The 14,112-nt window shown below is 73.2% G+C and carries 11 protein-coding genes; 4 read left to right on the top strand and 7 right to left on the bottom strand.

What is annotated here, in order from left to right:
• Positions 1 to 109: 109 nt before the first annotated feature.
• The 4 genes from ACXJKF_RS14510 to ACXJKF_RS14495 form a co-directional block, all read right to left on the bottom strand.
• Positions 110 to 1,243, bottom strand: coding sequence for an aggregation-promoting factor C-terminal-like domain-containing protein (locus ACXJKF_RS14510; protein WP_456788415.1), 1,134 nt, complete (start codon positions 1,241 to 1,243; stop codon positions 110 to 112).
• A 217-nt stretch (positions 1,244 to 1,460) separates the two neighbouring features.
• Positions 1,461 to 2,402, bottom strand: coding sequence for a TatD family hydrolase (locus ACXJKF_RS14505; protein ID WP_456788414.1), 942 nt, complete (start codon positions 2,400 to 2,402; stop codon positions 1,461 to 1,463).
• On the bottom strand, positions 2,402 to 4,195 hold the full coding sequence (gene metG, locus ACXJKF_RS14500) for a methionine--tRNA ligase (protein ID WP_456788413.1): 1,794 nt from the start codon (positions 4,193 to 4,195) through the stop codon (positions 2,402 to 2,404). The genes ACXJKF_RS14505 and metG overlap by 1 nt, the downstream gene beginning before the upstream one ends.
• A 31-nt stretch (positions 4,196 to 4,226) precedes the next feature.
• A complete protein-coding gene (locus ACXJKF_RS14495; RefSeq protein WP_456788412.1) occupies positions 4,227 to 5,318 on the bottom strand; it encodes a PQQ-dependent sugar dehydrogenase in 1,092 nt (363 codons plus the stop codon).
• Positions 5,319 to 5,466: 148 nt separating this feature from the next.
• Between ACXJKF_RS14495 and ACXJKF_RS14490 the strand changes: the two genes are divergently transcribed.
• The 3 genes from ACXJKF_RS14490 to ACXJKF_RS14480 all read left to right on the top strand — a co-directional run bounded on the left by ACXJKF_RS14490 (position 5,467) and on the right by ACXJKF_RS14480 (position 8,259).
• Entirely contained in the window at positions 5,467 to 6,666 is a 1,200-nt protein-coding gene (locus ACXJKF_RS14490) for a cytochrome ubiquinol oxidase subunit I (RefSeq protein WP_456788411.1), read from the top strand.
• On the top strand, positions 6,663 to 7,586 hold the full coding sequence (locus ACXJKF_RS14485; protein WP_456788410.1) for a cytochrome d ubiquinol oxidase subunit II: 924 nt from the start codon (positions 6,663 to 6,665) through the stop codon (positions 7,584 to 7,586). The genes ACXJKF_RS14490 and ACXJKF_RS14485 overlap by 4 nt, the downstream gene beginning before the upstream one ends.
• Before the next feature lie 82 nt (positions 7,587 to 7,668).
• A complete protein-coding gene (locus ACXJKF_RS14480; protein WP_456788409.1) occupies positions 7,669 to 8,259 on the top strand; it encodes a 2'-5' RNA ligase family protein in 591 nt (196 codons plus the stop codon).
• A gap of 128 nt (positions 8,260 to 8,387) precedes the next feature.
• Here ACXJKF_RS14480 and rsmI read toward each other — a convergent pair whose 3' ends face one another.
• Positions 8,388 to 9,254 (bottom strand): 16S rRNA (cytidine(1402)-2'-O)-methyltransferase, encoded by an 867-nt coding sequence (gene rsmI / locus ACXJKF_RS14475; RefSeq protein ID WP_456788408.1) that lies wholly within the window; start codon positions 9,252 to 9,254, stop codon positions 8,388 to 8,390.
• A gap of 67 nt (positions 9,255 to 9,321) precedes the next feature.
• Here rsmI and ACXJKF_RS14470 point away from each other — a divergent pair, with 67 nt between their 5' ends.
• Positions 9,322 to 11,508 (top strand): phospholipid carrier-dependent glycosyltransferase, encoded by a 2,187-nt coding sequence (locus ACXJKF_RS14470; protein ID WP_456788407.1) that lies wholly within the window; start codon positions 9,322 to 9,324, stop codon positions 11,506 to 11,508.
• Between the two features lie 15 nt (positions 11,509 to 11,523).
• On the opposite strand, the gene ACXJKF_RS14465 is transcribed toward ACXJKF_RS14470, so the two are convergent.
• Both ACXJKF_RS14465 and ACXJKF_RS14460 read right to left on the bottom strand, forming a co-directional pair.
• Positions 11,524 to 12,990 (bottom strand): family 20 glycosylhydrolase, encoded by a 1,467-nt coding sequence (locus tag ACXJKF_RS14465; protein WP_456788406.1) that lies wholly within the window; start codon positions 12,988 to 12,990, stop codon positions 11,524 to 11,526.
• A gap of 44 nt (positions 12,991 to 13,034) precedes the next feature.
• Positions 13,035 to 14,036 carry a bile acid:sodium symporter family protein gene (locus tag ACXJKF_RS14460; RefSeq protein WP_456788405.1) on the bottom strand — a complete coding sequence of 334 codons (1,002 nt, stop codon included), beginning with the start codon at positions 14,034 to 14,036 and terminating at the stop codon, positions 13,035 to 13,037.
• Positions 14,037 to 14,112 lie beyond the last annotated feature (76 nt).

Genomic DNA, 14,112 nt, shown 5'->3' with positions numbered 1-14,112 from the left:
CAAGCGCGCCTACCGTCAGATGCGGTAGGGATGTGCACCGTTTCGACGGCAGATCCGGCGTTCCCCCACGTCAGCGCACGTGACCGTTCTCACAGGGGGATCGGGTGAATCAGTACCAGCCCTTGGCCTGACTGTGCGCGTAGGCGCCGCACGGGTCGCCGTAGCGGCCCTCGATGTAGTTGAGGCCCCAGGTGATCTGCGTCGCCGGGTTGGTGCGCCAGTCGTCGGCCACCGTCGCCATCTTGGTGCCCGGGAGAGCCTGCGGGATGCCGTAGGCGCCCGAGGACTTGTTCTCCGCGTTCACCCGCCAGCCGCTCTCCTTGTTCCAGAGCGCGAGCAGGCACGCGAACTGGTCGTCGCCCCACCCGCGGGCTGCCGCCATCTCCTTGCCGAGGGCCTGGGCGGTGCCCGGCTCGACGGCGACGACGGACGGGTCCGGCAGCTCCGCCGTGCCGACCTTGGTGACCTGCGTGACCGGCGGGACCGTCACCACCGAGGCGATCGGGGTGCGGCCGACGACCACCCCGCCGACGATCTGGAGCTCGTACGTGGTGGTGCGGACGCCCGCCCTGCCCTTGGTGGCGATCGCGGTGTTGCCCTTGATCATCCCCGGGTCCTCGACCTCGGTGGACTCGAACGGCATCGCCTCGGTGACCGTCTCGCCCGACGTGCTGGCCCGCGTGACCAGCACGACGAGCCCGTCGACGGCGGTGGAGTCGAGCGGCACCGAGACCTGGTCGCCGTCCTCCAGGACCAGGCCGATGTCCCGCAGGCCGTCGCGCACCGTGGCGGCGCTGCTCAGCCCGTCGATGACCTGGCCGTCGACCACGAGGTGGATCGTCTTGAGCGTCGAGACGCGCAACGTGTCCCGGCCGAGAGCCGCGGAACGGGACGCCGACAGGCGCACCTCGTCGTCGCGCAGCCCGAGTCCGTCGACCGCCTCGCCGACCGTCAGGGCCGTGGTCCACACCGAACGCTCGGAGCCGTCCACCTCGACGGACAGCTCACGGCCGTGCCGGACGACGATCTGGCCGGACCGCCCGATCGGCTCGTCCAGGGCGGGGGCGACGAGGTCGCGCTCACCGACCTCGACGTCGGCGCTCGCGAGCATGTCCTCGACGGTGCGACCGAAGGCCTCGACCTCGACCGACGTCCCGTCGACGTCCACCGTGACCGTCTTGTGCAGGACCGCGAACGCGCTGGTCGCACCGGCGACGACCGCCAGCACGGCTGCCTGGGCCACGACCCGCGCGGCTCGCCGACCACGGAAGGGGCGACTGCGCGTCGCACGCTCCAGGTCCGGCCTCACGCGGTGGGTCCTCTCGGCAGGGCTCACAAAGAAGCGTCCGTCCTGGACGCAGGTCCGACCGTAACCGATCCGTGACCCACCCGGTAACCCGAGGTCCGCCCAGCGGGACCGACATCACCCGACTGTCCGGCCCCAGAACGGGTCATACCCGTCACCACGTCCCGTAGACCGCCTCGGACGTCGCCGCGAGCGCGGTGCACACGTCGACCAGCGGGCGCCCCGTGACCTCGGCGACCGTGCGGACCGTGCCGGGCAGGAGGTACGGGGCGTTGGGCCGGCCGCGGAACGGGTGCACGGTCAGGTAGGGCGCATCCGTCTCGACGAGCAGGAGGCTGGGCGGGACCACCCGCAACGCGTCCCGCAGGGCGTCGTTCGCGCCGAACGAGACCGGGCCGGCGAACGACAGGTACCACCCGTGGGACACCGCGAGCCGCGCCAGGTCCGCGTCGCCCGAGAAGCAGTGGAAGACCGTGCGGTCCGGGGCGCCGTCCGCCAGCAGCACCTCGACGACCTCGTCGTGGGCGTCGCGGTCGTGGATCTGCAGCGCCAGGCCCAGCTCCTTGGCCAGCGCGACGTGCGCGCGGAACGCCTCGCGCTGGACCTCCCGGCCGCGGGTGCCCGCGCGGAAGTGGTCCAGGCCGGTCTCGCCGATGGCGCGGATGCGGGGGTTGGCGCGGGCTGTCCGCTCCACGACCGCGATCGCGTCCTCGAGGCCGACCTCGTACGGCGGCTCGGGGTCGAGCCCGTCCGGCGCAGCCTCGACGACGCCCGCGTGCCGGACCGCCTCGTTGGGATGGATGGCCACCGCACCGAGCAGCTGGTCGTGTGCGCGCACCGCCGCGTCGGTCCACGCGATGGCGTCCAGGTCGCAGCCGACCTGGACCATCCTCGGCACGCCGACCGCGGACGCGCGCTCCAGGTGGTCGTCCAGACCGGCGGGTGGACCGCCCACCGGGGCGCCGTCGTCGTCGCGGAGCCACCCGTCGGCCCGCCACGTGACCACCGACTCCAGGTGGGTGTGGTTGTCGACGACCGCGATGGGCAGGGGCTCGGGCGGCGCGGGCCAGCCGCGCTCCCCCTTCGTCCTGCCCATCAGGCCTGGCGCAGCCGCTCGAGCTCCTCCTCGACGATCGAGTCGTCGAGCTTGGTGAACACGGGCACCGGCTTGGCCACCGGGGCGCCGGGCACGATCGGGCTGGACCGCCACGGCGCGACGGTCCGGCCGAGCTCGTAGTCCCCGGTGATCACCGGGTAGTGCCGGGAGTCGTCGTCGAGGTCGGTGACCTCGTCGATCCGCGGCAGCGGTGAGAACGTCCCCGTGCGGCCGAACGTCTCGTGCACCTGCTGCGCCGAGTGCGGCAGGAACGGCGCCAGCAGGGTGTTCGCGTCGCTGACGGCCTGCGCGGCCGTGTGCAGGACCGTGCCCAGCCGGTCGCGGTCCCCCGTCAGCTTCCACGGCTCCGTCTCGGAGATGTACCGGTTGGCCTCCTGCACGACGCGCATCGCCTCGTTGACCGCAGCCCGGTTGCGGTGGGTGCCGATCAGCCCGCCGACCTTGTCGAAGCCCGCCGACGTCGTCGCGAGCAGCCCCTGGTCCACCGGCTGCAGGTCACCCGGCCTCGGGATCTCGCCGAAGTTCTTGTGGATGAGGCTCGCGGTGCGGTTGACCAGGTTGCCCCAGCCCGCCACCAGCTCGGAGTTGGTGCGCGTCTTGAAGTCCGCCCACGTGAAGTCGGAGTCCTGGTTCTCGGGTCCGGCGGTCGACAGGAAGTAGCGCAGCGCGTCCGGCTGGTACCGGGAGAGCACGTCGCGCACGTAGATGACGACCCCGCGCGAGGAGCTGAACTGCTTGCCCTCCATGGTGAGGAACTCGCTGGACACCACCTCGGTGGGCAGGTTCAGCGTGCCGAACGTGCCCGGCGACCCGCCCTTCGTCCCCCGACCGTCGTAGGCCAGCAGCTCCGCCGGCCAGATCTGCGAGTGGAACGTGATGTTGTCCTTGCCCATGAAGTAGTAGCTCAGGGCCTCGGGGTCGTTCCAGAACGGTCGCCACGCGTCCGGGTCGCCCTTGCGGCGCGCCCACTCGATCGACGCCGACAGGTACCCGATGACCGCGTCGAACCACACGTAGAGGCGCTTGTTCGGGTTGTCCTCCCAGCCCTCCAGCGGCACCGGGATGCCCCAGTCGATGTCCCGGGACATGGCGCGCGGGCGCAGGTCGTCGATGAGGTTCAGCGAGAAGTTCAGGACGTTCGGGCGCCAGTCCGTGCGGGTCCTGAGCCACGCCTCCAGCGCGCTCGCGAACGCCGGCAGGTCCAGGAAGAAGTGGTTCGACTCGACGAACTTCGGCGTCTCGCCGTTGATCCGGCTGCGCGGGTTGATCAGGTCGATCGCGTCCAGCTGGTTGCCGCAGTTGTCGCACTGGTCCCCGCGCGCGCCGTCGTACCCGCAGATCGGGCAGGTGCCCTCCACGTACCGGTCGGGCAGCGTGCGGCCGGTGCTCGGCGAGATGGCCCCCATGGTCGACTGCTCGATCATGTAGCCGTTCTTGTGCACCGTGCGGAACATCTCCTGCACGACCGCGTAGTGGTTGCGCGTCGTCGTGCGCGTGAACAGGTCGTAGGAGAGCCCGAGGTTGGTCAGGTCCTCGACGATCACGCGGTTGTACTTGTCCGCCAGCTCCTGCGGGCCCACACCCTCCTGGTCGGCCAGCACCAGGATCGGCGTCCCGTGCTCGTCGGTGCCGGAGACCATGAGGACCTCGTTGCCCGCCATCCGCATGTAGCGGCTGAAGATGTCCGACGGGACACCGAAGCCGGCGACGTGACCGATGTGGCGGGGACCGTTCGCGTAGGGCCACGCGACGGCCGAGAGGATGCGAGACATGCGCCGATCCTAGGTGAGCAGCCGCGACGGCTCAGTCGACGGCCACCCGCAGGATGCGGTCGTCGCCGTCGCGGGGGTCGCCGCGGCCGTCCGTGTTCCCCGTGACGACCCACAGGGACCCGTCGGGTGCCGGCTCGACCGCACGCAGCCGCCCGTACTCACCCTCCAGAAGAGCCTGCGGGGTGCCGACGCCGTCCGCGGTCAGCGGGACCCGCCACAGCCGCTCGCCGCGCAGCCCGGCCAGGTAGACGCCCTCGTCGGTGACGGCCAGGCCGCTCGGCGACGCGTCGGTGGTCGGCCAGACGGCGAGCGGCTCCACGAAGCCGTCCCCCATGCCCTCGACCTCCGGCCAGCCGTAGTTGCCGCCCGGCTCGATCAGGTTGAGCTCGTCCCACGTGTTCTGGCCGAACTCCGAGGCGTACATCCGTCCGTCGGGAGCCCACCCGAGCCCCTGCACGTTGCGGTGCCCGAGGCTCCACACCGGCGAGCCCTCGTCGGGGTTGCCCGGGGCCGGGTCCCCGTCGGCCGTGATGCGCAGGATCTTGCCGTTGAGGCTGCCGGGGTCCTGCGCCGACGGCGGGTCGCCCGCGTCGCCGGTGGTCACGTAGAGGAAGTCGTCCGGGCCGACGGCGAGCCGTCCGCCGTCGTGGTTGCCGGCCTTCTCGATGCCGGTGAGGATCGGTCGCAGCTCGCCCAGGACCGAGCCGTCGAGCGTCCCGCGCAGGACCCGGTTGTCGGCGGCCGCGGTCGCGTAGAGGGCCAGGTCCACGGCCGACCCCGTCGACCCGAGGACCGCGACGCCCAGCAGCCCGCCCTCGCCGGCGGGGACCACGAGGTCCGCGAGCTCGTCGGCCCCCGGCCCGGTCACGTCCGTCGCCGCGCCGTCCGGGCCGACGAGCACCAGCGCCGCCGCGTCGCGCAGCGTCACCACGGCGTCGCCGTCCGGCAGGAACGCGAGCCCCCAGGGGACGTCGAGGTCGCCCAGGACGTCGTCGACCTCGCTCACCTCCGCGGTCAGCGGTGCCGACGTCGCGGTAGGGCTGTCTGTCGGGCTGCCCGTCGGGCCGCAGCCCGCGAGCGCGACGGCGAGGAGCCCGATCCACGCCACCGGTCGCACAGCCATGCTCCAGCCGATCACGCGCGATCCGGCCGCGCACTCCGGGACCACCCTGACCGGCGCACCCGCACGCCTCCGGGACCACCCGGAACCGTCCCCGGTCTTCCCCTGGGACCAGGGTCCAGAGCCGTCCGGCGGCCCTAGCGTCGCCCTCGTGAGCGCCGTCGACGCCGCCCGCACGCAGTTCGCGCTGCTCGCGGGCGTCCACTTCCTGTTCGTCCTCGTGACCCTGGGCCTGGGGCCCGTGGTCGCGATCTTCCAGACCCGGTGGGCGGTCACCCGGCGCGAGGTGCACGAGCGCGCGACCCGGTTCTGGGGCCAGCTGTACCTGGTCAACTACGCGCTCGGCATCGTCGCCGGGATCCTGCTCGAGCTCCAGTTCGGGCTGCACTTCCCCGGGCTGCTCGACGTGGCCGGCGAGGTGTTCGGCGCTCCCCTCGCCGTCGAGACGATGGTCGCGTTCTTCCTCGAGTCGACCCTGCTGGGCCTGTGGGTGTTCGGCTGGCACCAGCTGAACCGGTGGGTGCACACGGTCGTGTTCTGGCTCGTCGTGCTGACCGGGTACGCGTCGGCGTTCGCCGTGATGGTCGCCAACGGGTTCCTGCGCAACCCCGTCGGCTACGAGCTCCGCGACGGCGTCGCGCACATCTCCGACGCCGCCGCGCTGGTGCTCAACCCCGCGGCCGTCCTGTCGCTCGGGCACGTGATCGGGGCGTGCCTGCTGGCCGGGGCGTTCGTGGTCGTCGGCGTCAGCGCCTGGCACCTGCGCCGCGAGACGGGGTTCGACGAGTTGTTCCAGCGCTCGCTGCGCACCGGCGTCGTCCTCGGCGCGGTCGGCGCCCTGCTCGCCGTCGGGTTCGGGTTCTCGCAGTTCTCGTACGTCACCGGCGGGGAGCAGTCGGGGCAGTCGCCCGTGGTCGGCGCCGCGCTCGGGTTCATGATCCTGGGCGGCTTCGCGCTGTTCCTCAGCGCGTTCCCGATGCTGGCGCTCATGGTCCGCGGCGCGCTGTTCCGCCTCCCGTTCCGACGGGCCGTCTACGGGTTCCTCACCGCCGTGCTGCCCGTGCCGTTCGTGCTCGCCGTCTTCGGCTGGCTGACGCGCGAGATCGGCCGCCAGCCGTGGGTCGTCGTCGGCGTGCTGCGGACCTCCGACGCCACCTCCACGCACAGCGCGACGACCGTGCTGGTCTCGCTCGTCGTGCTCGTCGGGCTCATCACCACCCTGGCCGTCATCGACTGGGTCCTGCTCGCCCGCCTCGCCCGCCTCGGCCCGGCGTCCCCCACGCTCGGTGCGCCCGCGCTGCACGCCCGCGAGGCCGACGAGCCACTGACCTTCGCGGAGGTGCCCCGATGATCTGGACCGTGCTGCTCGTCGGCGCGTTCGCGGGCTGGGCCGTGCTCGACGGCATGAACCAGGGCCTCGGCGCCACGCTGCGCCAGGTCGGCCGGACCCCCGGCGAGCGCCGGACCGTGCTCACCGCCCTCGGCCCGTTCCTCCTGGCCGGGGAGGTCTGGCTCGTCGCCGCCGCAGGCGTCCTGCTCGCAGGCTTCCACGACCTGGAGCGCGACCTCGTCTCCGTCGCCTACCCGTTGGTCATCGCCCTGCTGGTCACCTGGGTGCTCCGTGACGCCGGGGTGTGGCTGCGCAGCCGACGGCCCGGTGTCCGCTGGCGAGCCGGCTGGGAGCGCGTCATCGTCGTCGCGTCCGTGGGGCTGCCGCTGTCGGCGGGTGCCCTGCTCGGGACCGCCCTCGTGTGGTTGCCGCCGCAGCCGTCGCTGACCGCCAGGGTCGCCGTCCCGGTCCTCACCGCCCTGTCCTCGGTCGCCGTCACCCGCGTCCTGGGCACCACGTTCGTCGCCACCCGCACCTCCGGCGTCCTGCGCGAGCGAGCCACCCGCCTGGCCGGCCGGACCCTGCCCTGGTCCGCCGGGCTGCTGGCGGCGTCCGCAGTCGCCTACGTCGTCCTCGTGCCCGCCGACGGTCCCCTGACCGCCGTCCTGCCGCCGCTCGTCGTGCTCGCCGGCTCCGGGTCCGCGCTCGTGGCGCGACCGGCGCTCGCGGACGGCCGGCTGCACCGGGCGCTCGCCGCGGTGGTCGTCGGCGGCGTGCTGCCGGTCGTCGCCGCCGCCATCGCGCTCGCGCCGGTGCCCTCCCCGGCGCCGACCCTCGAGCTCGTCCTGCTCGCCTGCGTCCCGGTGCTGCTCGCGGCCCAGGCGTGGGTCTGGTGGACGTTCCGGGACCCGGTGAGCCCGCGCGACGCGGTCTTCTACTGACCGCCGTCTGCGCTGGTGAGCAAGCCATGAATGACGCGGCACTCAGGGCTTGGCCAGCGCGTCGACCTCCTACGCTCGACAGATGCCCTCGCTCGACGACCCGACGCCGACCGTCCCGCCCCGCTGGACCGCGGTGCTCGTGCCGGTGCCCGAGGCCGAGCCGGCCGTCGCCCGCCATCGGGCGACCCTCGACGCCGCGACCGGCTGGGGCATCCCGGCGCACGTCACCGTCCTCTTCCCGTTCGCGCCACCGGACCAGCTCGACGCCGACCTGCTCGGTGCGCTGGCGTCGGCCGTCGCGAGCATCCCCACCTTCGGGTGCGTGTTCCGGCGCACGGGCTGGTTCGGTGACGACATCCTCTGGCTGGACCCCGAGCCCGCCGACGCGTTCCGCGCACTGACGGCGGCCGTGGTCCGGGCGTTCCCGCAGTGGCTCCCGTACCGCGGCGAGTTCAGCGACGTCGTCCCGCACCTGACGGTCGGCGAGCGCCGCCTCGGCGACCTCGACACCCTGCGCGCCGCGGAGGCCGACGTCGTGCCCGCGCTCCCTGTGGCGGCGACCGTCCGCGAGGCCCTCCTCGTCGCCGGCTCGGACGCCCCCTCCTCGTGGCGCACGGTCGCCCGGCTCCCCCTCGGCGCCGAACCCGACATGGCTGCCGCGACGGCCCTCTGAACGGCGCCCACGTCGGGTTCGATCGCGGCTCGGGTCGTGGGGGTGCGTCCGAGTGCGAACCGGCGATCAGGTGCGTGACGTGCCGTCGTCGCGGGAGTGATCGCCGGTTCGGCGTGCGGACAGCCGACTCAGCGCTGCTTGGCTGCCAGGGCTGCCGCGTACAGGTCGCGCTTCGGGACGCCGGCCGCTGCTGCGACCTCCGCGACCGCGTCCTTCAGGCGGTCGCCCGCGTCCGTGCGGGACAGGACCTCGGCGACCAGGTCCGCGGTCGACAGCTCCACCGCCTTCACCGCCCCGCCGACCACCACCACGATCTCCCCGCGCACCTGGTCCGCGGACGCCCACTCGGCGAGCGTCGACAAGGGACCCCGGACGATCTCCTCGTACGTCTTGGTCAGCTCGCGGCACACCGCGGCGGGCCGGTCGTCGCCGAACGCCACCGCCATCGCCGCCAGGGTGTCGTCCAGCCGGTGCGGCGCCTCGAAGAACACCATCGTGCGGCGCTCGTCGGCCAGCAGCTCGAACGCCCGGGCACGCTCCCCCGGCTTGCGCGGCGGGAACCCCTCGAAGCAGAACCGGTCCGTCGGCAGGCCGGACAGCGCCAGCGCCGTCAGCACCGCGCTCGGCCCCGGGGCGGCCGTCACGGGCAGGCCCGCGGCGACGGCGGCACCCACCACCCGGAACCCGGGGTCGGACACGGCGGGCATCCCGGCGTCCGTCACGACGACCACTGTTCCCCCGCCCGCCACCACGGCGAGCACCTCCGCCGAGCGCTCGACCTCGTTGTGCTCGTGGAAGCTGAGCACCCGGCCGCCGATCTCGACCCCCAGCCTCCTCGCGAGGTCCCGCAGCCGACGCGTGTCCTCCGCGGCTACGACGTCCGCCTCCGCGAGCAGACGACGCAGGCGCGCCGACGCGTCCTCCGTGTTGCCGATCGGTGTGGCGGCCAGCACGAGACGGCCTGAGGCTGGCGCGGTGGGGCTCACGGGGGTCACGCACGTCAGCCTGCCACCTCCCGGACCCCCCTCCCGCAGCACAGTCGCCGCCCCTACGATGACCCGCGTGCCGCTCACCGGAGACGACGACGCCTCGACCCTGACCGAACGTCAGGAGGTCCCCGCGCCGTCCCCGGATCACGAAGCGGACGCCACGACCCCCGATCCGGTCGACGGCACCCCCCTGGCTGACGACACCGAGGTCGTCGCCGAGGCCCCGACCGTCGACGGGGCTCCGGCCGTCGACGGGGCTCCGATCGCCCACGAGGCCGACGAGGCCGAGACGAACCTCGCGACCGATGTGGCCGACGAGACGCCGGCCGTCGAAGAGACCCCGGTGGCCGACGAGCCCCGGGTCGACGACGAGACGCCGGCCGTCGACGCGACCCAGCCTGCGGCCGACGGGACGCCGGTGGCCGACGGGACGCCGGTGGCCGACGAGACGCCGGTGGCCGACGAGACCGGGGCCGCCGACGGCTCAGAGGTCGTCGGCGCACCCGAGGTCGAGGAGGCGAGCCTGGTGACCGCGGCTGCCTCTGCCGCGGCAGCCGGCTCGGTCGACGCGACCCGCGCCGTCCCTGCGTCCGAGGCGCTCGACGCGGACCCCGCCCCGAGCACCGTGCTGGTGCTCGACGACGAGCCGCGCGAGGTCGAGGGCCCGCAGGAGTCCACCAGGGGACGGCTGCTGCGACGGCTGCTCGGCGACGACACCCTGCGGCTCGACGCGACGCGGCGCGACCGGCTCACGGGCTGGCTGTGGCCGCTCGCGGTCACGCTGCTGGCGGCGGTGCTGCGGTTCTGGGAGCTGGGCCGCCCGCACAAGCTGGTGTTCGACGAGACGTACTACGTCAAGGACGCGTACTCGCTGCTGGTCAACGGCTTCGAGGCCACGTGGGGCGAGGACCCGAACCCGGCGTTCGAGGCGGGCGACACCAGCAGCCTGACCGACGTCGGCTCGTACGTTGTGCACCCGCAGGTGGGCAAGTGGCTGATCGCCCTGGGGATCCAGTTCGGCGGCGGGGTGGGCAGCTCGGCCGCGTGGCGCATGGCGGCGGCCGTCTGCGGGGTCCTGGCGGTCCTGATGGTCGCGCGCATCGGCCGGCGGCTGTTCGCGTCCACGGCGCTGGGCACCCTGGCGGGCCTGCTGTTCGCGATCGACGGCGAGGCGATCGTCATGTCGCGGATCAGCCTGCTCGACCCGTTCCTGATGTTCTTCGTCCTGGCCGCGTTCGGCGCCCTCCTCCTGGACCGCGACCAGGCCCGACGGCGGCTGGCCGAGCGGACCGCGCTGCGGGTCGACGGGGGCGACGACCTCGGCGACGGGCCACGCCTCGGTGTGCGCTGGTGGCGGCTCGCGGCCGCGGTGCTGCTGGGCCTGGCCCTGGGCACCAAGTGGTCGGCCATGTACTTCCTCGCGGTGTTCGGCCTGCTCAGCGTGGCGTGGGACATCACCGCCCGGCGGGGCGTCGGGGTGCGGCACTGGTGGCGCGCGGGGATCCTCAAGGACGGCGTCGTCGCGGGCATCTCGATGGTCGGCATCGCGCTCGTCGTCTACGTCGGCTCGTGGTGGTCCTGGTTCACGCACAAGGAGTCCTACGGGCGCCTGTGGGCGGAGCAGAACCCGGACCAGGGCGTCCAGTGGCTCCCCCCGGTGCTGCGCTCGTTCTGGAAGTACCACCAGGACATGTGGGCGTTCCACAACGGCCTGGAGACGCCGCACTCGTACTCGTCCCACCCGCTCGGCTGGATCGTGCAGTGGCGCCCGACGTCGTTCTTCTACCCGACCGAGGTGTCCGGCCTCACCGGTCAGCAGGCGCAGGACGCGTGCGGCGCGAACAGCTGCTCGCAGGCGATCGTCGCGCTCGGCAACCCGGTCCTGTGGTGGTGCGCGGCGGCGGCGATCATCGTCGCGGTCGTCTGGCTGTTCCGGTACCGCGACTGGCGGGCGGGGGCTGTGCTGTCCGGCCTCGTCGCCGGCTGGCTGCCGTGGTTCGCCTATGAGCACCGCACGATCTTCACGTTCTACTCGATCGTGTTCGCGCCCTGGGTCGTGCTCACGCTGGTCTACGTCATCGGCCTGGTGGTCGGACCGAAGGAGCTGGACCCGCGCGAGAGACGCTGGGCGATCGTCGGCTGCGGGGTGCTCGTCGCCCTGATCGTGGGCGTCAGCGCGTTCTTCTACCCGCTCTGGTCGGCGTGGATCGTGCCGTACGACTTCTGGCACGCCCACATGTGGCTGCAGACCTGGGTCTGACGGCGGCCTGAGGGCTCAGCGCGGCCAGTCCACCTGAGGGCTCGCGTACCAGGACAGCCCGAGGCGGTCCCAGAACGGTGCCTGCCGGGCGACCCGGGCGCGGAAGTCGTCCCAGTCGCGCCGCTCGGGTGCGGACCAGGCGACCTCGGCGATCGCGGCCAGCCGCGGCAGCAGCATCTGCGTGAGCGCCGGCAGGTCGCGCAGCGTCTCGGTCCAGACGGCCGCCTCGACGCCGATCACGGAGTCGGCGGGCATGCCCTCGATGAGGGTCGACGGCTCCCAGTCGTAGGCGTCGCGCAGCTCGATGTGACCGGCCCACTCCAGGCCCAGCTCGGTGCTCGCGTCGTACTTCATGTCGAGGTACGCCTTCGACCCGGGCGACATGAGCAGCAGCGCACCGGCCTGTGCGGCGGCGACGAACGGCGCCGGGTCGACGCGGGTGTCCCAGTACTGCACCACGGTGCCGGGCTCCAGCGGCGTGTGGGCGATCTCCTGCCAGCCGACGACCTTCTTGCCGGCGGCGCGGACGGCGGCGGACGCGGCGGCGACCAGCGTGGCGTACTCGTCGGCCTCCATCGTCAGCACCTCGTCGCCACCGATGTGCACGTACTCGCCCGGGGTCATCGCGGCGACCTCGGCGAACACGTCCGCCAGGAACGGGCCTGTCGCGGGCAGGTCGGCGTGCAGCCGGCTGAAGCCGACCTCGATCCCGGTGTACGACTCTGTGGGCTCACCGTTCGGGTTCAGGTCGCCGTAGGCGTGCGTGGCGGCGTTGACGTGGCCCGGGACGTCGACCTCGGGGACGATGCGCACGCCACGGACCGCGCCGTAGGCGACCAGGTCGGCGTAGTCCTCGGCCGTGTAGTAGCCACCGGGGTCCCCGTCGACGGACGTGCTGCTGGACAGGCGGGTCAGCAGCGGCCGCGACCTCAGGTGCAGCCGCCAGCCCTGGTCGTCGGTCAGGTGCAGGTGCAGCACGTTGAGCTTGTAGTGCGCCATGAGGCCGATGACGACCTTGAGGTCGCGCGCGGGCAGGAAGTGCCGGGCCACGTCGACGGACAGCCCACGCCACGGGTACCGCGGCGCGTCCTCGATGCGGACGGCGGGCACCCGCAGGACCCCGCCGGGCGCGGACACGATGAGCTGGCGCAGCGTCACGATCGCCCGCACCAGCCCGGCGGGCGTGCGGGCCTCGAGGTCGATGCGGCCGCTGCGCGAGGTCAGGCGGTACGCCTCGTCCCCGGACGGCAGGGACTCGACGAGCCGGAGCCGCACGATGTCGCTCGCGGCGTTCTCGGCGTACCGCACCTCGACGGCCCGGCCACCGACCCGGCCGAGCAGGTCCGCCGCGAGCACCGCGATGCCGATCAGGTCCGGCCTGCCGTCGACCACGACGGTCGTCGCCTCGGTCAGCACGAACGGCGCGTCGCCGGTCGGCTCGAGGTGCGCGGGCTGCGGGATGACGGCGATGACATCGGGCACGGGGAGTCCTCGGGGGCTGCGGGTCGAATCGTTCCGGGCGAACGCTACTCGACCTGGGTCGCGAGCCGCCTCGCAAGAACCGCGCACGTCGCCAGCTGCAGCTGGTGGAACACGATCACGGGCAGCGCCACGCTCGCGGCGAGCGCCGGCGCGAACAGCACGGCCGCCATCGGCAGACCGGTCGCCAGGCTCTTCTTCGACCCGCACATCAGGAGCGCGACGCGGTCGCCGCGCGGCAGCCCGAGCCGCCGGCCGCCGTTCCAGGTGAGCAGGAGCATCGTCGCGAGCATCGCCGCGCACACGGCGACGAGGGCCACGAGCGCGAGCCAGGTGACGTGCGCCCACGCCCCCGACACCGTCGCCTGGCTCACCGACGTGTACGCGACCAGCACGATCACGCCCCGGTCGGTCACCCGCGTGAGGTGCGGCCGCGCCCGGAGCCACGGGCCCAGCCAGCGCTGCACCAGCTGCCCCGCGGCGAACGGCAGGAGCAGCTGCAGCAGGATCCCGCCGAGGTTCCCGCCGGCCTGCCCCGAGGTCCGGACCATCAGCACCCCGACCAGCAGCGGCGTGAGCACGATGCCGACGACGTTGGAGATCGTGGCGCCCGTGATCGCCCCGGCGACGTTGCCGCGTGCGACGGAGGTGAACACGACCGACGCCTGCACGGTCGACGGCAGGAGCGACAGGTAGAGCACGCCGGTCTTGAGCTCGGACGACACGACCGCGTCCGGCAGGAGCTGGACCAGCAGGCCGAGCACCGGGAACGCCACGTAGGTGGCCGCGAGCATCGACCCCTGCAGCCGCCAGCTGCGCAGGCCCGCCCATACCTCGCCGGTCGCCATGCGTGCGCCATACAGGAAGAACAGGAGCACGATCGCGGCTGTCCGGGCCACGTCGAGGACGTCGGCGAGCGCCCCCCGCGCCGGCAGCAGGAGTCCCAGCAGGAGCGCCGACAGGATCATCACGACCAGGGGGTCGACCCAGCGCAGCGCCTGCTTCCAGAGGCTGGGCCGGGCGGCGTCGTCGGGCACAGCGGAGGGCACGGCGACATTCTGTCACCGCGCTCAGCGCGCGGATCCGACGGATCCCCCCTAGATTCATCCGTCGTACCCGGACGAA

This window comes from Cellulomonas sp. P5_C5 (genome assembly GCF_054049655.1).
This window is presented reverse-complemented; position numbering and strand designations above follow the sequence as displayed.